The sequence below is a fragment of the Roseococcus sp. YIM B11640 genome (assembly GCF_049727625.1).
Lineage (GTDB): Bacteria > Pseudomonadota > Alphaproteobacteria > Acetobacterales > Acetobacteraceae > Roseococcus.
Map to the genome: position 1 here is coordinate 128,390 of NZ_JBBJOZ010000002.1, position 19,277 is coordinate 147,666.

Genomic DNA, 19,277 nt, shown 5'->3' on the forward strand with positions numbered 1-19,277 from the left:
CGCAATGCGGCGCGCGGAGGATCGGGGGGGCTGCCTTGCGGGTCAACCCGGGCCTATGCTGCCCTCAAGAACGGACGGGGAGTGGACGGGAAATGGCGAGCACCATGTTCGACCGCATCTGGGACCGGCGGGTGATCGCCGATCTCGGCGAGGGATGGTCGCTGCTCTATCTGGACCGGCTGCTGGTGCATGACCTCAGCGGCGGCCGAGCGATGCGGGAGCTCGCCGAAAAGGGCCGTCGCGTAGCCGAGCCGAACAAGGTCTTCGCCGTGCCGGACCATGCGCTTTCCAGCGCGCCGGGACGTACGGAGCATACCTATCCCCAGGGAGCGAAGCTCCTGGCCTCGCTGCGTGAGGAATCGGCGAAGCAGGGCGTGCGGATCTTCGACATCGGCACGCCGGGCAACGGCATCGTCCATGTGGTGGGACCGGAGCAAGGCATCGTGCTGCCGGGGCTGACGGTCGCCTGCGGCGACAGCCACACCTGCACCAATGGCGGCATGGGCGCGCTGGCCTTCGGCATCGGGTCCAGCGAGCTGGTGCACGCCCTGGCCACGCAGACCCTGCCGCAGCGACGCCCCGGCACCTTCCGCATCCGCTACGAGGGCGTGCGCCCGGCGGGCGTCACCGCGAAGGACATGATCCTGGCCGCCATCGGGCGCTTCAGCGCGGCGGCCGGCACGGGCATGGCGATGGAATATGCCGGCAGCGCCGTGCGGGCCATGAGCGTCGAGGAGCGTCTGACCCTCTGCAACCTGTCGATCGAGATGGGCGCCAAGACGGGCATGGTCGCGCCCGACGACACCACCTTCGAATACATCGCGGGCCGCCGCTTCGCGCCGAAGGGTGCGGCCTGGGACGCGGCGCTCGCCGATTGGCGCCAGGTGCCTTCCGACCCCGATGCGCGCTTCACGCGCGACGAGGTGATCGACGTCTCGACGCTGGCGCCGCAGATCACCTGGGGCACGAGCCCGGAGATGGTGGCCGACGTCACCGGCCATGTCCCGGCGCTGGAAGACACGGTGCCGAGCCGCCGCGCGGGCCTCGAAGCCGCGCTGCGCTACATGGGGCTGGAGCCGGGGCAGAAGATCGCGGGCACCAAGGTGGACTGGGTTTTCATCGGCAGCTGCACCAACTCGCGCCTCTCGGACCTGCGCGCCGCCGCCGACGTGATCAAGGGCCGCAAGAAGGCCGAGCACGTGACGGCCTGGGTGGTGCCCGGAAGCGAGCAGGTGAAGGCCGATGCGGAGGCCGAGGGCTTGCACCATCGCTTCCGCGAGGCCGGCTTCGAATGGCGCGAGCCGGGCTGCGCGCTCTGCGTCGCCGCCAATGGCGAGACGGTTCCCAACGGCGCGCGCTGCGTCTCGACCTCCAACCGCAATTTCGTGGGGCGGCAGGGCACGGGGGCGCGCACGCATCTCGCCTCGCCCGCCATGGCCGCGGCTGCCGCGCTGGCCGGCGCCATCGTGGATGTGAGGAGCTACTGAGATGCAGGCCTTCCGCACGGTCGAGGGCACGGCCATTCCGCTCATGGAAGCCAATGTCGATACCGACGTGATCATCCCGATCCAGCGCCTCGTCGGCTCGGGCCGCGAGGGGCTCGGCCCCTATGCCTTCGAGCGGCGGCGCTACGTGGCGGGCGGCGCCGACAATCCGGACTTCATCCCCAACCAGCCGCCCTATCGCGGCAGCCCCATCATGCTGGCGGACGAGAATTTCGGCTGCGGCTCCTCGCGCGAGGGCGCGGTCTGGGCGCTGATGGGCATGGGCGTGCGTTGCGTGATCGCGCCGAGCTTCGGAGATATCTTCTTCTCCAACTGCTTCCAGAACGGGCTGTTGCCGGTGAAGCTGCCCATCGAGGCCATCCGCCGCATCGCCGAGCAGACGGAGGAGGCACCGGGCAATGCCCGCACCACCGTGGACTTGGAACGCAAGCTGGTGATCACCCCGCGTGGCGAGGCCATTCCCTTCACCGTGGATGACCGCAAGCGCGAGGCGATGCTGGACGGTCTCGACGACATCTCGCTGACCATGAAGCACGCCGACGCCATCGCCGCCTTCCGCGAGCGCGACCGCGCGGCGCATGGCTGGGCTTGGGAGAGTGTGGCTTGAAGGTTCTTGTACTGGCCGGCGACGGTGTCGGCCCCGAGGTGACGGCCCAGGCCGTGCGTGCGCTGGAGTGGTTCGCGGCGCATCGCGGCCTGGAGCTCAGCCTCGCCGAGCGCGATTTCGGCATGACCAACTGGCTCAAGCACCGCACGATGATGCCGGACGAGACCTGGGGGCAGATCGAGGCTGCCGACGCCATCCTCTTCGGCGCGACCGGAAGCCTGGACCAGGCCGGCATCATTCCGCCCGAGGAGCGGCGCAAGGGCTCGCTGCTGCGGATGCGCAAGGCGCTCGACGTCTTCGCCAACATGCGCCCCGTGCGGATGCCGTCCGCGCTCGCCGAGGCCAGCCCCTACAAGAGCCGCGTCACGGATGGCGTGGATCTCATCTTCGTGCGGGAGCTGACGGCGGGGATGTACTTCGGCACCCCGCGCGGGGTGGAGACGCTGCCCGACGGCAGCCGCCGCGGCATCAACACGCACAGCTACACCGAGGCCGAGATTGCGCGCGCCGTGCGCTTCGCCTTTGCCCTCGCGCGCACGCGGCGCAACCACGTGACCAGCGTGGACAAGGCCAATGTCATGGAGGCCGGCGCCCTTTGGCGCGAGATCGCGACGGGCATCCATCAGTCCGAGTTCCCCGACGTCGGCTTCGAGCACATGCTGGCCGACAATTGCGCCATCCAGCTCGCTCGCCATCCGAAGCGCTTCGACGTGCTGGTGACGGACAACCTCTTCGGCGACCTGCTGAGCGACGCGGCCGGCGCCATCATCGGCTCGCTCGGCATGCTGCCCTCGGCCTCGCTCTCCGCGCCCGATGGGCAGGGGCGGCGGCGCGCGCTGTATGAGCCGATCCATGGCTCCGCCCCCGACATCGCGGGGAAGGGCATCGCCAATCCGCTCGGCGCCATCCTTTCCGTCGCGATGATGCTCCGCTGGAGCGCGGAGCGGCCGGCGGATGCCGCGCATCTCGAGGCGGCCGTGGATCGCGCGCTCGCGAAGGGAGCGCGCACGGCCGATATCGCGGGCCCCGGGGAGAGCACGCTCTCGACCCGCGCCATGGGCGATGCGGTGATCGCGGAACTCTGAAAGCGGCTGTCCCGCGCCGCTGGCGGTGCGGTGCAAATAGTTGTATAATACAACTATGTCCGATATCGCCGATATCCGCGCCGCGTCGCGGCGGCTGGTGCGGGAGCTGGGCTTCATGCGCCCGACCCTCGCCGGCACCGACCTGTCGCCTTCCGCCGTGCATGCGCTCGTGGAGATCGGGGCGCGCGGCTCCCTGACCGCTGCCGAGCTCTGCGAGGTGCTGCTGCTGGAGAAGTCCAGCGTCAGCCGCCTCTTGGCCAAGCTGTCCGCGGCGGGAGAGATCGTGGCCCGGCCCAGCGAGACCGACGCCCGCGCCAGGCCGGTCTCCATGACGCCGAAGGGCAGGGCCACGCTCGCCCGTATCGACCGGTTTGCGGAGCGCCAAGTCTCGGCGGCGCTGGTGCGGATGGAACCGGCGTCACGACGCGCGCTGGCCGGCGCTCTCGGTGCCTATGCGGCGGCGCTCGCGCAGGGACGGATGGAGGATGGCGATGGGTGAGCTTCTCGCGGGCAAGGTCTGCCTCGTTTCCGGTGGCGGCAGCGGCATCGGCCTTGCCACCGCGCTGCGCATGGCGGGGGAGGGCGCTTCGGCCGTCGTCATCGCCGGGCGCCGCGCAGCGGAGGGCGAGGCGGCCGCGCAGGCCGTGCGTGACGCGGGCGCCCGTGCCCTCTTCGTCCTGACGGACGTCCGGCGGGATGAAGAGATGCAGCGCCTCGTCGCCATCACGATGCGCGAGTTCGGCCGGCTGGACGCCGCCTTCAACAATGCCGGCTTCCAGGAACGGCGCGCCCTGGCCGCGGAGCAAACGGACGCGGTGTACGACCAGGTGCTCGATACCAATCTCCGTTCCCTGCTCCATGCGCTGCGCCATCAGATCCCCGCGATGGAGGCGGGCGGCGGCGGGGCCATCGTGAACAATGCGAGCGTGAGCGGCGTTCGGAATCCCAATCCGGGACTGGCGCTCTATGCCGCCTCCAAGGCTGCTGCCCTGGCGTTTACCCGCGCGGCCGCCATGGAATATGCGCCGCGCGGCATCCGCATCAACGCCGTCTCGCCCGGCCGCGTGGAGACGGAGATGATGCTCGCTTCCGGCATCGCCGACATGGCGCAGGTAGCGGCCGGGCTACCGCTGCGCCGGCTGGGCCGGCCGGAGGAGGTCGCCGCCGCCGTCTGCTGGCTCCTGTCTTCCGAGGGCAGCTTCGTGGCCGGCCACGCGCTCAGCGTGGATGGCGGCTTCCTCGCCGCCTGATCCTCAATCCGCCGCGCCGAGCACCACGGACACGTTCTGGCCGCCGAAGCCGAAGGAATTGGACAGCGCCGCCCGGAAGCCGTGCGGGCGCGCCTGCGGCACCGTGTCGAGGCCGAGGGATTCGTCCACGTCGTCCTGGTTGATGGTCGGCGGCAGGGTCTGATGCTGCAAAGCCAGCAGGCAAATTGCCGCCTCGATGGCACCGGCGGCGGAGAGCGTATGGCCGATCATCGACTTGGTGGAGCTGACCGGCGGCGGGGCCTCGCCGAAGAGGGCGCGGATGGCCAGCGCCTCCATCTTGTCGTTCTCGGGCGTCGATGTGCCGTGGGCGTTGATGTAGCCGATCGCGCTTGGCTCCAGCCCCGCATCGGCGATCGCATCCGCCATGGATCGGATGATCGCCGCCCCGTCCGGCGAGGAGCGGGTCCGGTGGAAGGTGTCGGCGGCCTCGCCCGTTCCCAGCACGTAGCCGAGGATGGTCGCGCCGCGCGCGCGGGCGTGCTCCTCGGTCTCCAGGATCAGGGCGCCCGCGCCGTCGCCCATCACGAAGCCGTCGCGCGAGAGGGTGAAGGGCCGCGAGGCCGCTTCCGGCCGCTCGTTCTGGGTGGAGAGCGCCTGGAGCAGCCCGAAGCGGATCAGCGTCTCGGTCTGCAGGCTGGCCTCGGAACCACCGGCGATGGCCATCGGCGCCTCGCCGCGCCGGATCGCCTCGATGGCGAGCTGGATGGCCGAGGCGCCGGACGCGCAGGCGGTGGTCACGATCTGCGGCACGCCGGTGGTGCCGAAACGCTCGGCCAGCCGCGCGCCGGAGCCGCCGAAGAGGAACTCCTCGTAGAATTCCTGGTGCCCCGGGGCGCCGGCCAACAGCTGCGCGTAGTTCTCCGCGCCGAAGCTCGCGCGCTGCGGCCATTCCATCTCGACCGGCGGCATGCCGAAGGCGAGCGGGCCGCCGAAGGGCGCGGACAGCCCCGCCTGGGCCAGTGCCTCGGCGATGGCCATCTCGCCCATGCGCTCGACGCGCTTGGCGACGGAGAGCGGCTGGCCAGGCTTGTCCTCGGGCAGGTCCACGCAGGCGGCGATGGTGGCGCGCATGCCGGTGGCATCGAAGCGTGTGATGTGGCGGACGCCCGAGCGCCCGGCGGCGAGGGCGCCCCAATTCGCTTCCGCGCCGAAGCCGAGTGCGGTGACCAGGCCGATGCCCGTGACGGCGATGCGCGTTCTCATGCGGGGGCCTCCAGCATCGCCACAGCCTCGCCGCGCCATTGGCCCGTCCCGGTGACTAGCACCTGCGGCGCGCCGGCCTGGATCGCGAGCACGCCGAGCGCCAGGCCCATCGGGAAGGCGGCTTCCACGGCATGGCCGAGCAGGTTGCCAGTGAAGACGTCCGGCAGGGCGCCGATCGCCGCGAGTTCGTCGCGCGTCGGGCCGGGCGCTCCGGAGGTGGTGGAGATGACGATCCGCCCCGGCCGTGCGGCGGGCAGCCCGGCCATCAGCCGGGCCAGCCGCCCCGGCCGGCCCGCGGGTGCCCCCTGGTCGGTCGCGATGTGGGAGAGGATCGCGAGCGGGTTGGAGGCCGCGTCGGCTGCCTCGAAGGTCAGGAAGGCCGCCGCGCTGCCCAGCACCATGCCCTGGCGCTGCGGCAACCGCGCCCACGGCCCGGCATGCAGTCCGCCGCCCATGGCGTAAAGCAGCAGGTTGTCGGACCGCTCGGCGATGAAGCCGGCGCCCGCGAGGCCGATTTCCGACGTCCCGGCCGCGATGCGCAGTGCCGCGACGCGGATCGCCTCGGCGCCGGCGATCTCCTCGCCCAGCAGGGTGCGGGAGGACCCCGCCACGTTGTGCACGATCGAAATCGAGCCTGCCAGCAGGTTGGAGAGCTGCGCCAGAAACAGCGTCGGCCGCAGCCCGTCCATGAGCATGCGGTTCAGGCCCGGGGCGTCCGGCTTCGCGGCGAGGATCTGCTCGTCCAGCGCCGTGTCGCGCTCCCCTCCGCCGGCCGCCACGGTGAGGTCGATGCCCGCCACGCGCTCGCGCAGGGCCGCGTCGTCGAGAGCGAGGCCGGCCGCGTAGACGCCCAGGCGCTGCCAATTCTCCATCTGCCGGTTCTCGCGGCGTGGAATGGCGGTCTCGAACGGCATGGGAGCCAGGGGATGGACGGGGTGCGGCGCGAAGCGGGCCTCATCCAGCACGGGTGGCGCCCCGTTGAGCAGGGCGGCATGCGCGTCCCGCCCTTCGCCGGCCGAGGAGGCGAGCCCGAGCCCCGTGATCGCGACGCGCCGCATCAGGCCGCGAGCCCGATCTGCGCGGCGCGGGACCGCACGGCGGCCTCGAGATCCGGCGAGGGGTAGGGAACGACCCGCAGCGTCAGCTCGGCCTCGGCGACGCGGGCCTCGCCCTCGGCCAGCTGGCCGCGCATCACGGCGTAGCCCGAGCCGTCATGCACGAGCTCGGCCGTCACGACGAGGGAGGCGCCGGGCTTCACCATGCCGCGCATCTTCGCCTGCTCCACCTTGGCCAGCAGGGCGATGCGGGAGAAATTGCTGCGGGCGATGACCAGCCAGCCGCAGGCCTGCGCCATGGTTTCTACCATCAGCACGCCGGGCATGATGGGAAAGCCGGGAAAATGCCCCTCAAAGACGGGGCTTTTCTCGGGGACGCGGGCCTCCGCCACCAACCGCTCCGGCTCGAAGGCGCGGACGCGGTCGATCATCTCAAAGTATTCGAGCCGCAATTCTCAGCCCTGCTTGGCGGCCACGAGCTCGGCGATGCGGTCCGCGAGGCTGCCCATCACGAAGAACTGCTCGGCCGGCGCCTTGCCGCTGTTCACCTGCTCGGTCCAGGCCTCCACGGGGACCTTGATGCCGAACCGCTTGTCGATCTCGAAGACGATATCGAGGAAATCCAGGCTGTCGATGCCGAGGTCGTTGATCACATGCGCCTGGGGCGTGATCTTCTCCCGGTCCACATTGGCCGTTTCCGCGATGATATCGGCGATCGTGTCAAAGGTCTCAGTCGATGCCGAGCTCATGCAGGCAGACTCCGTAGGGGCGGGTGGCAGGATTTGGCGCGGATGAGGCGCGCTGTCCAGCTTCCTTCCCTCCCGGCTCAGTCCCGGTCCGGCGCGCCCAGGGGGAAGTAGTGCCGGAAGGGCCGCGCCTCGTCCACTGCGCGGGCGAAGGAGGGCCGGGCCAGCAGCCTCTCCCGGTAGGTGCGCAGGTGCGGGAAACGGTCCCCGAAGGGATGGACCCAATCCGCGTAGAAGAGCGAGGGCGCCGCGGCGCAGTCGGCCATCGAGAACTCGGCCCCGGCAGCCCAGCGGCGGGCGGCCATGACCTCGTTCAGCCAGGAATAGGCGGTATCCAGCTGCGCGCGGCACCGCTCGACGCCGAAGGGATCACGCTTGTCCTCGGGGCGGAGGCTGTTGAAGACGATGCTGGACATCGGGGTCTGCACGTAATTGTCGAAGACCCGGTCCATGAAGCGGACCTCCAGCGCCGCTTCGGGGTCCTGCGGGATCAGCCGGACGGGGCCCGGGTGTTGCTGCTGCAGGTACTCGATGATGATGCTCGATTCCCGGACGGGGCGGGGGCCGTCGGTCAGCACGGGAAAGAGCTTGAAGGGCCAAATGGCGTGGAGCTCCTCCTGGAAGGCCTTTTCCTCCAGCGTGCGGTACTCGAAGGCGGTCCCGTTCTCGTAGAGCGCGACGAGCACCTTCTGGCAGTAGGCCGAGAAGGGATGGCTGTAGAGGGCAAGGCTCATGGACGTGCTCCCCGTTCTGATTGCATAGTGCAAGCAGATCCCCTATGCCGAAACCGATCCCGATTTGCAAGCAGTCATGAATTTCACCGACCCACGCTCGGGCTGCCCGATCAACCTGACGCTGGAGGTTCTCGGCGACCGCTGGAGCCTCATCGTCATTCGCGATGTCATGTTCGGGAACCGGCGCCATTACCGGGAACTGCTGCAGAATTCCGAGGAAGGCATCGCCTCCAACATCCTGGCCGACCGGCTAAAGCGGCTGGTGGCGGCGGGGCTGCTTTCGCGCCGCGACGACCCGGCGCACCGGCAGAAAGGCATCTACAGCCTGACCGAGCCCGCCATCCAGCTGTTACCCTTGCTGGCCCAGATGGGCGCCTGGGGCCGCCGGCACCGCCCCGTATCCCCCGAGCTGTCCATCCGCGCCGAATTGCTGGAGCAGGGAGGGCCCGAGCTCTGGGGGCGCTTCATGGATGAGCTGCGGCACCAGCATCTCGGCGCGCCGGCGCCCGCGACATCCGTCTGGGCGGAGCTGAGGGCGGCCTACCTGGCCGTTCTCGCAACCGTCTCCGACCGCCCCGGTTCTTCCTGAAGGTCACGCAAAGGAGAGAGATCATGCCTTACGTCGACGGCTTCGTTCTCGCGGTTCCCCAGGCCAATCTCGAGGAATACCGGAAGATGGCGCGCCTCGCCCGCGACGTCTGGAAGGAGCACGGCGCGATCGACTACGTGGAATGCCTCGCCGATGACGTGCCCTATGGCGAGCTGACCTCTTTTCCCCGCGCCGTCCTGGCCAAGGAAGACGAAGTGGTGATCTTTTCCTGGATCACCTACGAAAGCCGCGAGGCCCGCGATGCCATCAATGCGAAGGTCATGGCCGATCCGCGCCTCAAGCCCTCCATGACCAACATGCCGTTCGACGGTAAGCGCATGATCTATGGCGGCTTCAAGATCCTGGATCTCTGATCACTCCTCCCCTGCATGCGAGAGCGGGCGCGCGACTTCCTCCAGCGAACGCCCCTCCGCCGCGAAGCCCAGCTTCCACTCCGTCGCGGCGGCGATCAGCATCAGGGCGGCGCCGAGCAGATAGCCCCACATGATGTCCGTGCGCTGGCCGCCCTCGATCAGATGGCCGAAGAGCGCAGGCCCCGCCACGCCGCCGACCAGCGTGCCGAAGGCGTAGAACAGGGCGATCGCCATGGCGCGCATCTCCAGCGGGAAGCTCTCGCCCACCGTGAGATAGGCCGCCGAGGCCGCCGCGGAGGCGAAGAAGAAGATCACCGTCCAGGCCAGCGTCTGCTCCCAGGCTGACAGCCAGCCCTGGGCGAAGGCCAGGCCCGTCAGTGCCATCAGCACGCCCGCGATGCCGTAGGTCGCCGTGATCATGGGCTTGCGGCCGATGCTGTCGAAGAAATGGCCGAGCAGCAGCGGTCCCATCAGGTTTCCCAGCGCGAAGGGCAGCATGAACCAGCCGATATGCTGCGCCTCGATCCCATAGAACTTCGTCAGCACGAGCGCGTAGGTGAAGAAGACCGCGTTGTAGCAGAAGGCCTGGCAGGCCATGAGCACCACGCCCAGTACCGAACGCTGGCGATAGGTGCGGAACATCGTCGCCGCCACTTCGCCGAGCGAGGTGTGGCTGCGCGGCCGGATCGCGATGGGCTTGCCCTCCACCGGCGGCAGCCTGCCCGTATCGCGCGCGACCCAGGCCTCGATATCGCCCACGATGGCCTCGGCCTCCTCCCGGCGGCCATGGGTCATGAGCCAGCGCGGACTTTCCGGGATCCAGCGGCGCAGCAGCAGCACGATGAGGGACAGCGCGCCGCCGATACCGAAGGCCAGCCGCCAGCCGAGCTCAGGGTCGATCACCGCCGGGTCCAGCAGCAGCACCGAGGACAGCGCGCCGATGGCCGCACCGCCCCAGAAGGTGCCATTGACCGCGAGGTCCGTGGTGCCGCGCCGCCGTGCGGGTATCAGCTCCTGGATCGCGGAATTCACCGCCGCGTATTCGCCGCCGATGCCCGCGCCGGTGAAGAAGCGGAAGATGGCGAAGGACCAGAAGTCCCAGGAGAAGCCCGTCGCGATGGTCGCGGTCAGATAGACCAGCACCGTCAGCGTGAAGAGGCGTTTGCGGCCCAACCGGTCCGTCAGCCAGCCGAAGAACAGCGCGCCGCTCACCGCCCCCAGCAGATAGGCCGAGGCGGTGAGGCCGATCTGGCTTTCCGTGAGGCGTAGGCTCGGGGATTGATGGATCGCCCCCGCCAACGATCCCACGAGGGTGACCTCCAGCCCGTCCAGGATCCAGGTGACGCCTAGCGCCACCACCACCAGCCAGTGGAAGCGGCCCCAGGGAAGCCGGTCTAGCCGGTGCGGGATGTCGGTGCGGAATGTATCGGGCATCCAGGGTTAGACGGCCTGGACGCCCGGAAGTTGCAGTCAGAACCTCTCGGGCCTGTAAGGCGCGGGATCCACGAAGGGAGCGTCCCCGCTCATCATCTCCGCCACCAGGCGCCCGGTGGTGGGGCCGAGCGTCAGGCCCTGGTGGCCATGCCCGAAGGCGCACCAGACCGCTGGCTTGCCGGGCAGGGGCCCGATGACGGGCAGCATGTCCGGCATGCAGGGCCGGACGCCCATCCAGGGCTTGGCATCCACGCGGTCGGCCAGCGGCAGGATCTTGCGCGCCACGGGCTCGGCGCGCTCGAGCTGGATGGGCGTGGGCTCGTCATCCGTGCCGGCGAACTCGGCGCCGGTGGTCAGGCGGATGCCGGCGCGCATGGGCATGAGCGCGAAGCCGCTGTCGGTGTCGATCACCGGGCGGTTCAGCACCGCATTGCCCTGCATCCGGTAGTGCATGTGATAACCGCGCTTGCCGAACAGCGGCGGGTCATAGCCGAGCGGCTTGGTCACCTTCTCGGCCGCGGCACCCAGCGCCACGACCACGCGCTCGGCCTCGACCGGCCCTTCCTGCGTCTGCACCCGCCAGCCGGAGCCGGCCTGCGCCAGCGTGGTCGCGTCGCCCAGCGCGAAGCGGCCGCCCTCCTGCGCGAAGAGGTGGAAATAGGCCATCACCAGCGCATGCGGGTCGCTGACCGACAGCGGGTCGGTCCAGTGGATGCCGCCGGGGCGGCGGATCAGCAGCGAGGGCTCGGCCTCCGCGATCGCCGCTGCGTCCAGCGCGCGGTAGTTCACGCCGTATTCCTTGTGCGCGCGTTCGGCCTGCGCCAGTGCCGCGTCGAGCGCCTGCTGGTTGCCGTAGAGCCGCAGCCAGCCGATGGGCCGCAGCACATCCATGGCGGGCGTGCCCTCGGCCAGCGCCAGGTGCTCGTCCACGCAGGTCTCGATCAGCTTGGCCCAGGCTTCGACCGTGCGCTGGTAGCGCGCGGGCTCGGAATGCCACCAGTAGCGCAGCAGGGGCACCGCGAAGCCGGGCAGGTCCGTCGTGTGGTACGAGACATCCACCGCCCGGTTCTTCGCGATGCGGATCAGTTCGGAAACCGAGCGCGGGAAGGCGTGCGGGAACACCGCCTCACGCTGGATCAGCCCGCCATTGCCGAAGGAAGCGCCTTCGCCTGGGCCCTGGCGGTCCACCAGCACCACATCGAAGCCGCGCCGTTTGAGATGCAGCGCCACCGAGACGCCCACCATTCCGGCGCCCAGAACCATCACCGACTGAGTCATTCACCCAACTTCCGTCTTTGGCCCAGAGGTTGGATCGGATCGGCCAGGACGGAAAGTCCGCCGCCTTACTATCTTACCATCTTACTTTCCAACCCGTGCCCAAGGTGCGGGCAGGGCGGACGCAACTGGGCCCCTTGGTGCTCTGCCAATAGCCATAAACGTCAGAAAAATCAAGATTTATAGAGGTAGTCGGCGGGCAGCCCGAGCCGCAGGGAGGATTGGGCGGGAGGCGCGGAGCGCAGCACGATGCGATCCGCGAGACCGGCCGCGCGCTGCAGCAGCCAGGCCTCGCCACGGCGCAGCCCGGCCTGGCTCAGCCACAGCCTGTCGCGCACCCACCCAGGCAGCAGGTCCACCGCGCCGCGGATCATCAGCCGCTGCAGCGGCCGCATCACGCGCGGCAGCGCCGGTGCATCGCGCATGATGCCCAGGAATTCGTCGACGATGGGCGAAGGCTCCAGCCGATCGCGCATCCGCTCCAGAGCGGATTCCCATTCCGCCCAGGAACGCGGCGCGCCCGTGGCGCCGTAGAGCCGGGCTGCCGGCTCGGCCTCCGCGAAGGCGCGGTCGAGGCCGCTCGGGCCCAGCGGGCGGACGTAGCGGTCATAAGCGCCCGCGAAGCCGAAGGTGGCCGTGGCCTGCACCCAGTCGAGCAGCTTCGGGTCGTTGGCGCGGTAGGCCTCGCCGGCCGGGGTTGCGCCCTCCACGGCCTCGTGCCGGCGCACCACGCCCGCGATCATGCGGCGCGCGGCCTCGCTCGGGCCGTAGACGGTCATCATGGCGGCGGCGCCGGTGCGCTGCAGGCGCGGCACCGGCTCGCGCCGGAAGGAGGAATGCTCCCACACGCCGCTGCGCACCGCGGGCTCGGCCAGCTCCAGCAGCACAGCCGCGACGCCGCCGACGAAGAGTGCCACGGGGTTCTTGAAAATCTGCCAGGAGACCGAGTCCGGCCCCACCAGAGCCGGCGCGCCGGCCGGCTTGGCGTAATCGAAATCCGCCAGGCCGGGCGCGGCCATCAGGCGCGCGCCCATGCGGTCCAGCGGTTCCTCGAGAATGCCTTGCGCTATCATGCCTGAATAATAACCGGCGGCGCCGAGGGTTTCAGCCGCCGCGCCATATCCGCCGCAGCAGCACATGCCCATCACCCCCGCCGCACGCTGCGAAGCTTGCCGCTGCCGGCCCCGCCGCAGAAGAAGCGCCGGCCCTTCGCGTCCGCCTCCAGGCCCGAGACGAAGACGCCTTCCGGCATGGTCATGGCCTCCAGCACCTCGCCCGTCACGGGCTCGATGCGGCGGATCTCGCTTTCCTCGCCTTCCCAGGTGGCGTGCCAGAGCTCGGCGCCCACCCAGGTCACGCCCGTGACGAAGCGGTTGGATTCCAGCGTGCGGAGGATGGCGCCCGTCTCGGGATCGATCTGGTGGATCTTGCGCTCGCGGTATTGCCCGACCCATAGCGTGCCTTCCGCCCAGGCCATGCCGGAATCCTTGCCGCCGCCCGGGGCGGGTATGCTGGCCAGTACCTCGCCCGTGTCCGGGTCCAGCTTCTGGATGCGGTCCTCCGCGATCTGGAAGATGTGGGTCCCGTCGAAGGCCGTGCCCGCATGGGCCGGCACCGGAAGGGTGCGCGCGATCTCGCCGCTGTCGGGGTCGAGGGCGTTGATCCGGTCGCCGGAGGCAAACCAGACGCGGCTCCCGTCGAAGGTCACGCCTCCGATGGAATCGACGCCCTCGAAGGGGCCGTATTCGCGGAGGATCTGGGCTGGGGTGCGTTTCATACCCCGGAGCCTATCCAGGCGGCAGTGGGGCCGGGAGTAACAAGCTCGTCGTGATTCCGGCGAGGGTGGGCGTCATCCAGCGGCGCGCGCGACCGGCGCCCACGGGCCGCACCTGGCCCTTTGCCGCCAGGGCATCGAGCGCGCGTTGCACGCTGCGCTGGCTGCTGCCGAGCGCCAGCGCCAGGGCAGAGCTCGGCCAGGATTCCCCGTCCGCCAGCAGCGCCAGCACCTCGCCATGCGGGCCTTCCACGGGCGGGGCGAGCACCATGGCCTCCCGCCCGCCGCGTGGTGCGAGGGCGAAGCCGCGGGGCGTCGCGGTGATGGTGGCGGCCTTCCGCAACAGGGCGCGCAACCGGCCGATCTCGACACGGAGCCGGGCGCGGTGGGATTCGTCGGCATGGCGGGCGCGAAAGGCGCGGGCGATCAGCGTTTCGCGCGGGACGTCTCCCGGCCAGGCTTCGGCCAGCGCGCGGGCGAGGGCGAAGAGCACCGGGCGGCGCGCAAGCGGCACGACGCCGTCGCCGCGCAGCGCGTAGCGGCAGGCATCCACCACCAGCGCGTCCGAGGCCAGCAGCGCCTCGACCTCCGCGAGGCGCAGAGGGCGTTCCTCGCCGCGCGCGATTCGGCGGGCCGCGGGGCTTTCCAGCAGGCGCTGCGCCGCCTCCACCTCCGCGACCTGTCCGGGAATGCGCGCGGCCCGCGCGGCTGCGGCCAGCGCCGCCGTGGCGCGGCGCGTGTCGATGCGGCGGATGGCGATGCCGGCCTCGGCCAGCGCATGGGCCGCGCGCGCGGCGGCGGGCAGCGCGGCGGTATCCAGCGCCGCGAGCCGCCGTTCCGCTTCGTCGAGCCGGCCCAGCAGCAGCAGGCGCCGCGCGGCGAGGCCCGCGGCATGCGCGGCATTGGCGTGGTCGCCATGGGCTTCGAGCGAGACGCGTGCCGCCTCCAGCGCGCGGGTGGGAAAGCCGAGGTCGCGCGAGACGAGCGCGACCTCCGCCTCCGCTACCACGCAGCGTGCCCGTGCCAGGGCCTCGCGCGGGCCGAAGGCGCGGGCGGCGCGGCGAAGCAGCAGGGTCGCGCGCGGGAGGTCGCCGAGCTGCGCCATGGCGGTGCCGCGCAAGGCCAGTGCCGGCGCGTCCTCGCGCAGCGCCACGAGGTTGAGCGCGGCCAGCGGATCGCCCGCCGCCAGCGCCCGTCCGGCGGCGGTGATCAGCGAGTCCATGGCAATCGCGTCAGACTTGTCACTCCCCGGCCTCCGAAGCGCGGACGTAGCCATTCACCGTGCAAGCAGCCAAGGAGGCAAGCATGTCGATGCAAAGAGTGGGAACGCGCCAGGAATGGCTGGCCGCGAGGCTGGAGCTGCTGGAGGCGGAGAAGGCCCTGACGCGGCAAAGCGATGCGCTGGCGCGCCAGCGCCAGGCGCTGCCGTGGGTGAAGGTCGAGAAGCCCTATCGCTTCGAGACCGAGCAAGGCGGGCAGGGGCTGGCGGAGCTCTTCCGGGGCCGGTCGCAGCTGCTGGTCTATCACTTCATGTTCGGGCCGGATTTCCGGGCGGGCTGCCCCTCCTGCTCGGCCATCGCGGACGGGTTCGACGGGGTGCGGGTGCATCTGGCGAACCACGACGTCTCGTTCTTCGCCGTCTCGCGCGCGCCGCTGCCCACGCTGCTGGCCTATCGCCAGCGCATGGGGTGGAGCTTCCCCTGGGCGTCGTCGCTCGGCAGCGATTTCAACTTCGACCACGGCGTCTCGATCACCGAGGCCCAGCAGCGCGCGGGGACGGGCGGCTACAATTATCAGAGCGGCCGCCATCCGATGGACCTCGCCGAGCTGCCTCCACCCGTGGTCGAGACGGCGGCCTGCTGCGGGACGGATCCGGCGGGCTTCGTCCGCGAACGGCCGGGGCTATCGGCCTTCGCGCGCCAGGGAGGGGAGGTCTTCCACACCTACTCCACCTATGCGCGCGGGCTCGATGCGCTCTGGGGGATGTATCCCTGGCTCGACCGCGCGCCGCTGGGGCGGAACGAGCAGGGCATGTGGTGGCGCCGGCACGACGAGTACGACGCGTAGTTCGCTTGTCGCGGGGACTTCTAGGATCGCGTCATGCCCAGAAGCTTCCTGCCGGACTGGCTCGCCTTCGAGAGCCTGGAGAACGAGGAGCATAACCGCTGCCTCGACCTCCTCGAACGCGCGGACGGTACCTTGCGTCTTCCCGTCGCGCGATGCGGCGCTCGCGGCGGCGGTCGAATGGCTGAAGAGGCGGCGATAGGATTGGTGCGGGCGGTCGGACTCGAACCGACATATCCGTGAGGATGGCGGATTTTGAGTCCGCTGCGTCTACCATTCCACCACGCCCGCGCGCGGCCCGGTTAGCATGAGGCACCGCGCGGCGGCAAATGCCCCACAGGTCTGTTACAATCGGGTACGTACTGAAACCGCCCCCGATTGTAACATGGGCCCCATGGAACCCGCTCCGCACATCCTCATCCTCGACGACGACCGCGAGATCCGTGAGCTTCTCGGCAAGTTCCTGGAGAAGCAGGGCCTGCGCGTCACATTGGCCCGCGATGCGCGCGAGGCCAAGCGCATCTGGCCGCTGGCCCGCTACAGCCTCGTGGTGCTCGACCTCATGCTGCCCGGCGAATCGGGGCTCGACGTGGCGCGCTGGCTGCGGTCGCAGTCCAACGTTCCCATCGTCATGCTCACCGCCATGGGGGAGGAGACGGACCGCATCGTCGGGCTGGAGCTCGGCGCCGACGACTACGTGGCCAAGCCCTTCAACCCGCGCGAGCTCCTGGCGCGCATCCGCGCCGTCCTGCGCCGCGCCCAGGGCGCCGACAGTTCCAGCGGCACGCCGGAGGACACCACCGCCATGGTCCGCTTCGCGGGGTGGCAGCTGGAGCCTGCGCGTCGCCGCCTGCTCAACCCCCAGGGCGCCGAGGTGCCGCTGACCGGCGGCGAGTACGAGCTGCTGACCACGCTGCTGGAGCGCCCCAACCGGGTGCTCACGCGCGACATGCTGATGGACCTGCTGCACAACCGCCAGCCCGGCCCCTTCGACCGCGCGATCGACGTCGCCGTCTCGCGCCTGCGGCGGAAGCTGGAGGATGATGGGCGCAACCCCTCCGTCATCAAGACCGTGCGGGGTGGCGGATACGTGCTGTCGGCCAACGTCGAGCGCGCCTAGTGTCCTCGCCTTCGGCGGCCTGGCGCCTATGGCCGGCGAGCCTCGCGGGGCGGACGGCGCTGGTCCTCATCCTGGGGCTGATGGCCGTGCAGGCGCTCGGACTCACGATCCACGCCTTCGACCGCGTGGAATTGCAGCGCGAGGCCTCGGGCCGCGAGGCCTCGGTGCGCGCCTTCAACCTGTGGCGCGCACTGGTGATCTCGCCGCCAGAGCGCCGCGCGGCGATCCTGGCGGATGTGGATCTGCCCTCCACGCTCACGGCCTCGCTCGACCCCGTCGCGACGCTTCCGCCGGACCTGCCGCACGTGCCCCCACATCTGGGGCGCGTCTTCCGCATCGATGGGGCGGGGCCGCCGCCGCCCGGCATGCCAGCGCCGCCCCGCCGCTACCGCCCGGCCGAGGTGAAGGCAGGCGGGCTCGGACCGGACAGCTTCGCCGTCTCCATGCGCTTCCCGGACCAGGGATGGCTGAACCTCACCTTCCGCTCGCCGCTGCCGCGGCCCTGGCATTCGGATACCTTCCTGGTGGCCTTCATCGCCATGTCGGTGACCGCGGCCATCCTCATCCTCTGGGGCGTGCGGCGGCTGACGCGGCCGGTGGCCGAGCTCGCGGCGGCCGCCGAGCGGCTGGGGCGCGACGTGAACGCACCCCCCATGCCGGAGGCCGGCCCGGCCGAGGTCGCGACAGCGGCCGCCGCCTTCAACACGATGGCGGCCAATATCCGCCGCTTCGTGGCCGACCGCACGCAGATGCTGGCGGCCATCAGCCATGATCTGCGCACGCCCATCACCCGGCTGCGCCTGCGCGCGGAGTTCCTCGACGATGACGAGCAGCGCGCGAAGATGCTGGCCGATCTCGCGGAGATGGAGGCGATGATCGCCTCCACGCTCGCCTTCGCGCGAGACGATGCGGCGCACGAGCCCGCGACCGCCGTGGACCTGGTGAGCCTGGTCCGCACCGTGCTCGACGAGGCCGCCGACGCGCACCCCGAAAGCGCCGAGCGCATCACCTTCGAGGGGCCGGAGCATCTGGTCATGCGCGTGCGCCCGGTGGCGCTGAAACGTGCGCTGAGCAACCTGGTCGGCAATGCGATCAAGTATGGCGAGGCGGCGCGCATGAAGCTGGAGCGGCGCGAGGACGGCATCCTCATGCTGCTGGAGGATGACGGGCAGGGCATTCCCGAGGCATCCATGGAGGCGGTGTTCCAACCCTTCCAGCGCATCGAGGGCAGCCGAAACCGCGAGACGGGCGGCACCGGCCTCGGCCTTACCATCGTGCGCAGCATCCTGCGGGCCCATGGCGGAGAGGTGACGCTGCACAACCGGGTGGGGCCCTGCGGGGCCGTGCAGGGGCTGAGGGTGGCGGTGCGCCTGCCCGGGTGATAGGCCGTTGGGGCGCTTCCAGGAGCATCCCATGGCCCTCAAGGCTGGTATCATCCCCGTCACCGCCTTCCAGCAGAACTGCACCCTCGTCTGGGACGACGAGACGAAGGAGGCGACGGTCATCGACCCGGGCGGGGATGTGGACGTCATCCTCGGCGCGCTGGAGAAGAACGGGCTCAAGCTGACGCAGATCCTGCTGACGCACGGCCATATCGACCACGCCGGCGGCGCGGACGAGCTGCGCGAGAAGACGGGCATCGCCGTCATCGGCCCGCAGATCGGCGACAAGATGCTGCTCGACCACCTGGAGAACCAGGGCAAGGCCTATGGGCTCGAGGCGCGCAACCTCGTGCCCGACCGGTGGCTGGAGGAGGGCGGCAAGGTCACCCTCGGCGGCGAGGAATTCGCCATCCTGCACTGCCCCGGCCATTCGCCCGGCAGCCTGGTCTACGTGAGCGAGAAGCTGCGCATCGCCTTCGTGGGCGACGTGCTCTTCCAGGGCTCCATCGGCCGGACGGACTTCCCCTATGGCGACCACGACGCGCTGATCTCCGCCATCAAGACCAAGCTGCTGCCGCTGGGCGACGATATCGGCTTCGTTTGCGGCCATGGCCCAGGCTCGGATTTCGGCACGGAGCGACGGACCAATCCTTTCCTGCAGGGCTGATCCGCTGGCAGAATGATCCTTCCCAGGAGGGGAGGGCGGGGATGCGGAGATCCTATGGCAGCCGGCTCGGCGCCGGGCTGCTCGGGGCGGTGCTGGCCTGGGCCGTGATGGTCGCGGTTGCGGCGATGATCGACACCACCTTCGTCGCGATCCTCGTCTTCTGGCCCATCTACGGCATCACCTTCCTGCTGGCGGGGCTGGTGGGCGCCTTCGTCGCCGCCGGCTTTGCGCGGCGCGAGTGGCACCAGACGCTGCTGCTTGCCGCTTCCCTGACCATTGTGCTCTTCGCGCTGGTGCCGATCTGGTTCGCCTGGATCAATCAGGGCAACACCCGGTTCTAGCCTCCTGGCCCCGAAGGCGGCATCTTCGCCGCCGCTTCTGAAGGGGATGGG

Annotated in this window: 23 protein-coding genes and 1 tRNA gene; 13 read left to right on the top strand and 11 right to left on the bottom strand. The window is 70.3% G+C overall.

The genetic code is table 11. From position 1 onward, the window contains the following. Positions 1-92: 92 nt before the first annotated feature. From leuC to WJM96_RS08060, 5 genes are read left to right on the top strand one after another with little or no spacing between them, the layout of a single operon-like run. Positions 93-1,487 carry a 3-isopropylmalate dehydratase large subunit gene (leuC, locus tag WJM96_RS08040; RefSeq protein WP_424811952.1) on the top strand — a complete coding sequence of 465 codons (1,395 nt, stop codon included), beginning with the start codon at positions 93-95 and terminating at the stop codon, positions 1,485-1,487. A 1-nt stretch (position 1,488) separates the two neighbouring features. Continuing rightward, a complete protein-coding gene (gene leuD, locus WJM96_RS08045) occupies positions 1,489-2,112 on the top strand; it encodes a 3-isopropylmalate dehydratase small subunit (RefSeq protein WP_424811953.1) in 624 nt (207 codons plus the stop codon). Further along, positions 2,109-3,197, top strand: a complete 1,089-nt coding sequence (gene leuB, locus WJM96_RS08050; RefSeq protein WP_424811954.1) for a 3-isopropylmalate dehydrogenase — start codon at positions 2,109-2,111, stop codon at positions 3,195-3,197. Before leuD ends, leuB begins: the two co-directional genes overlap by 4 nt. A 55-nt stretch (positions 3,198-3,252) precedes the next feature. Further along, positions 3,253-3,696, top strand: a complete 444-nt coding sequence (locus WJM96_RS08055; RefSeq protein WP_424811955.1) for a MarR family winged helix-turn-helix transcriptional regulator — start codon at positions 3,253-3,255, stop codon at positions 3,694-3,696. Beyond that, positions 3,689-4,447 (top strand): glucose 1-dehydrogenase, encoded by a 759-nt coding sequence (locus tag WJM96_RS08060; RefSeq protein WP_424811956.1) that lies wholly within the window; start codon positions 3,689-3,691, stop codon positions 4,445-4,447. Before WJM96_RS08055 ends, WJM96_RS08060 begins: the two co-directional genes overlap by 8 nt. 3 nt (positions 4,448-4,450) lie before the next feature. Here WJM96_RS08060 and WJM96_RS08065 read toward each other — a convergent pair whose 3' ends face one another. The 5 genes from WJM96_RS08065 to WJM96_RS08085 form a co-directional block, all read right to left on the bottom strand. Beyond that, positions 4,451-5,671 (bottom strand): beta-ketoacyl synthase N-terminal-like domain-containing protein, encoded by a 1,221-nt coding sequence (locus tag WJM96_RS08065; RefSeq protein ID WP_424811957.1) that lies wholly within the window; start codon positions 5,669-5,671, stop codon positions 4,451-4,453. After that, the gene (locus WJM96_RS08070) at positions 5,668-6,729 is read right to left on the bottom strand and encodes a beta-ketoacyl-ACP synthase (protein WP_424811958.1); all 1,062 of its coding nucleotides are present in this window, start codon (positions 6,727-6,729) and stop codon (positions 5,668-5,670) included. The genes WJM96_RS08065 and WJM96_RS08070 overlap by 4 nt, the downstream gene beginning before the upstream one ends. After that, the gene (locus WJM96_RS08075) at positions 6,729-7,157 is read right to left on the bottom strand and encodes a 3-hydroxyacyl-ACP dehydratase FabZ family protein (RefSeq protein WP_424811959.1); all 429 of its coding nucleotides are present in this window, start codon (positions 7,155-7,157) and stop codon (positions 6,729-6,731) included. Before WJM96_RS08075 ends, WJM96_RS08070 begins: the two co-directional genes overlap by 1 nt. A 24-nt stretch (positions 7,158-7,181) precedes the next feature. Continuing rightward, positions 7,182-7,475, bottom strand: a complete 294-nt coding sequence (locus WJM96_RS08080) for an acyl carrier protein (protein ID WP_424811960.1) — start codon at positions 7,473-7,475, stop codon at positions 7,182-7,184. Between the two features lie 77 nt (positions 7,476-7,552). Next, complete coding sequence (locus WJM96_RS08085) at positions 7,553-8,206, bottom strand: glutathione S-transferase family protein (protein ID WP_424811961.1); 654 nt, start codon at positions 8,204-8,206, stop codon at positions 7,553-7,555. A gap of 76 nt (positions 8,207-8,282) precedes the next feature. Here WJM96_RS08085 and WJM96_RS08090 point away from each other — a divergent pair, with 76 nt between their 5' ends. Further along, a complete protein-coding gene (locus WJM96_RS08090; protein WP_424811962.1) occupies positions 8,283-8,795 on the top strand; it encodes a winged helix-turn-helix transcriptional regulator in 513 nt (170 codons plus the stop codon). 23 nt (positions 8,796-8,818) lie between these two features. Next, positions 8,819-9,169 carry a DUF1428 domain-containing protein gene (locus WJM96_RS08095; protein ID WP_424811963.1) on the top strand — a complete coding sequence of 117 codons (351 nt, stop codon included), beginning with the start codon at positions 8,819-8,821 and terminating at the stop codon, positions 9,167-9,169. Here the strand turns inward: WJM96_RS08095 and WJM96_RS08100 are convergent, their stop codons facing one another. The 5 genes from WJM96_RS08100 to WJM96_RS08120 all read right to left on the bottom strand — a co-directional run bounded on the left by WJM96_RS08100 (position 9,170) and on the right by WJM96_RS08120 (position 14,874). After that, positions 9,170-10,603, bottom strand: coding sequence for an MFS transporter (locus WJM96_RS08100; RefSeq protein WP_424811964.1), 1,434 nt, complete (start codon positions 10,601-10,603; stop codon positions 9,170-9,172). Between the two features lie 36 nt (positions 10,604-10,639). Continuing rightward, complete coding sequence (locus tag WJM96_RS08105; protein WP_424811965.1) at positions 10,640-11,881, bottom strand: NAD(P)/FAD-dependent oxidoreductase; 1,242 nt, start codon at positions 11,879-11,881, stop codon at positions 10,640-10,642. A gap of 170 nt (positions 11,882-12,051) precedes the next feature. Continuing rightward, the gene (locus WJM96_RS08110) at positions 12,052-12,951 is read right to left on the bottom strand and encodes an oxygenase MpaB family protein (protein ID WP_424811966.1); all 900 of its coding nucleotides are present in this window, start codon (positions 12,949-12,951) and stop codon (positions 12,052-12,054) included. Positions 12,952-13,022: 71 nt separating this feature from the next. Then, on the bottom strand, positions 13,023-13,655 hold the full coding sequence (locus WJM96_RS08115) for a hypothetical protein (protein ID WP_424811967.1): 633 nt from the start codon (positions 13,653-13,655) through the stop codon (positions 13,023-13,025). 10 nt (positions 13,656-13,665) lie between these two features. Further along, on the bottom strand, positions 13,666-14,874 hold the full coding sequence (locus WJM96_RS08120) for a hypothetical protein (protein WP_424811968.1): 1,209 nt from the start codon (positions 14,872-14,874) through the stop codon (positions 13,666-13,668). A gap of 83 nt (positions 14,875-14,957) precedes the next feature. Here WJM96_RS08120 and WJM96_RS08125 point away from each other — a divergent pair, with 83 nt between their 5' ends. Next, a complete protein-coding gene (locus tag WJM96_RS08125; protein ID WP_424811969.1) occupies positions 14,958-15,719 on the top strand; it encodes a DUF899 domain-containing protein in 762 nt (253 codons plus the stop codon). A 33-nt stretch (positions 15,720-15,752) separates the two neighbouring features. Continuing rightward, positions 15,753-15,959 carry a hypothetical protein gene (locus tag WJM96_RS08130; protein ID WP_424811970.1) on the top strand — a complete coding sequence of 69 codons (207 nt, stop codon included), beginning with the start codon at positions 15,753-15,755 and terminating at the stop codon, positions 15,957-15,959. On the opposite strand, the gene WJM96_RS08135 is transcribed toward WJM96_RS08130, so the two are convergent. Further along, positions 15,922-16,007: transfer RNA gene (locus WJM96_RS08135), tRNA-Leu, on the bottom strand. The genes WJM96_RS08130 and WJM96_RS08135 overlap by 38 nt on opposite strands. Positions 16,008-16,110: 103 nt before the next feature. Here WJM96_RS08135 and WJM96_RS08140 point away from each other — a divergent pair. Genes WJM96_RS08140 through WJM96_RS08155 form a run of 4 tightly spaced genes read left to right on the top strand, consistent with a single transcriptional unit; the run spans position 16,111 to position 19,226 of the window. Continuing rightward, a complete protein-coding gene (locus tag WJM96_RS08140; RefSeq protein WP_424811971.1) occupies positions 16,111-16,836 on the top strand; it encodes a response regulator in 726 nt (241 codons plus the stop codon). Continuing rightward, positions 16,836-18,218: a sensor histidine kinase gene (locus WJM96_RS08145; protein ID WP_424811972.1), complete on the top strand. Its 1,383-nt coding sequence runs from the start codon at positions 16,836-16,838 to the stop codon at positions 18,216-18,218. Before WJM96_RS08140 ends, WJM96_RS08145 begins: the two co-directional genes overlap by 1 nt. 31 nt (positions 18,219-18,249) lie before the next feature. After that, a complete protein-coding gene (locus tag WJM96_RS08150) occupies positions 18,250-18,885 on the top strand; it encodes an MBL fold metallo-hydrolase (protein ID WP_424811973.1) in 636 nt (211 codons plus the stop codon). A gap of 41 nt (positions 18,886-18,926) precedes the next feature. Further along, positions 18,927-19,226 carry a hypothetical protein gene (locus WJM96_RS08155; protein WP_424811974.1) on the top strand — a complete coding sequence of 100 codons (300 nt, stop codon included), beginning with the start codon at positions 18,927-18,929 and terminating at the stop codon, positions 19,224-19,226. Positions 19,227-19,277: the final 51 nt, after the last annotated feature.

Excerpts from the sequence above, each read along its gene's own strand:
- leuC (WP_424811952.1), top strand. The coding sequence starts at position 93 with ATGGCGAGCACCATGTTCGACCGCATCTGGGACCGGCGGGTGATCGCC.
- leuD (WP_424811953.1), top strand. The coding sequence starts at position 1,489 with ATGCAGGCCTTCCGCACGGTCGAGGGCACGGCCATTCCGCTCATGGAA.
- WJM96_RS08055 (WP_424811955.1), top strand. The coding sequence starts at position 3,253 with ATGTCCGATATCGCCGATATCCGCGCCGCGTCGCGGCGGCTGGTGCGG.
- WJM96_RS08060 (WP_424811956.1), top strand. The coding sequence starts at position 3,689 with ATGGGTGAGCTTCTCGCGGGCAAGGTCTGCCTCGTTTCCGGTGGCGGC.
- WJM96_RS08065 (WP_424811957.1), bottom strand. The coding sequence starts at position 5,671 with ATGAGAACGCGCATCGCCGTCACGGGCATCGGCCTGGTCACCGCACTC.
- WJM96_RS08070 (WP_424811958.1), bottom strand. The coding sequence starts at position 6,729 with ATGCGGCGCGTCGCGATCACGGGGCTCGGGCTCGCCTCCTCGGCCGGC.
- WJM96_RS08075 (WP_424811959.1), bottom strand. The coding sequence starts at position 7,157 with ATGATCGACCGCGTCCGCGCCTTCGAGCCGGAGCGGTTGGTGGCGGAG.
- WJM96_RS08080 (WP_424811960.1), bottom strand. The coding sequence starts at position 7,475 with ATGAGCTCGGCATCGACTGAGACCTTTGACACGATCGCCGATATCATC.
- WJM96_RS08085 (WP_424811961.1), bottom strand. The coding sequence starts at position 8,206 with ATGAGCCTTGCCCTCTACAGCCATCCCTTCTCGGCCTACTGCCAGAAG.
- WJM96_RS08090 (WP_424811962.1), top strand. The coding sequence starts at position 8,283 with ATGAATTTCACCGACCCACGCTCGGGCTGCCCGATCAACCTGACGCTG.
- WJM96_RS08095 (WP_424811963.1), top strand. The coding sequence starts at position 8,819 with ATGCCTTACGTCGACGGCTTCGTTCTCGCGGTTCCCCAGGCCAATCTC.
- WJM96_RS08100 (WP_424811964.1), bottom strand. The coding sequence starts at position 10,603 with ATGCCCGATACATTCCGCACCGACATCCCGCACCGGCTAGACCGGCTT.
- WJM96_RS08105 (WP_424811965.1), bottom strand. The coding sequence starts at position 11,881 with ATGACTCAGTCGGTGATGGTTCTGGGCGCCGGAATGGTGGGCGTCTCG.
- WJM96_RS08110 (WP_424811966.1), bottom strand. The coding sequence starts at position 12,951 with ATGATAGCGCAAGGCATTCTCGAGGAACCGCTGGACCGCATGGGCGCG.
- WJM96_RS08115 (WP_424811967.1), bottom strand. The coding sequence starts at position 13,655 with ATGAAACGCACCCCAGCCCAGATCCTCCGCGAATACGGCCCCTTCGAG.
- WJM96_RS08120 (WP_424811968.1), bottom strand. The coding sequence starts at position 14,874 with ATGGACTCGCTGATCACCGCCGCCGGACGGGCGCTGGCGGCGGGCGAT.
- WJM96_RS08125 (WP_424811969.1), top strand. The coding sequence starts at position 14,958 with ATGTCGATGCAAAGAGTGGGAACGCGCCAGGAATGGCTGGCCGCGAGG.
- WJM96_RS08130 (WP_424811970.1), top strand. The coding sequence starts at position 15,753 with ATGCCCAGAAGCTTCCTGCCGGACTGGCTCGCCTTCGAGAGCCTGGAG.
- WJM96_RS08140 (WP_424811971.1), top strand. The coding sequence starts at position 16,111 with ATGGAACCCGCTCCGCACATCCTCATCCTCGACGACGACCGCGAGATC.
- WJM96_RS08150 (WP_424811973.1), top strand. The coding sequence starts at position 18,250 with ATGGCCCTCAAGGCTGGTATCATCCCCGTCACCGCCTTCCAGCAGAAC.
- WJM96_RS08155 (WP_424811974.1), top strand. The coding sequence starts at position 18,927 with ATGCGGAGATCCTATGGCAGCCGGCTCGGCGCCGGGCTGCTCGGGGCG.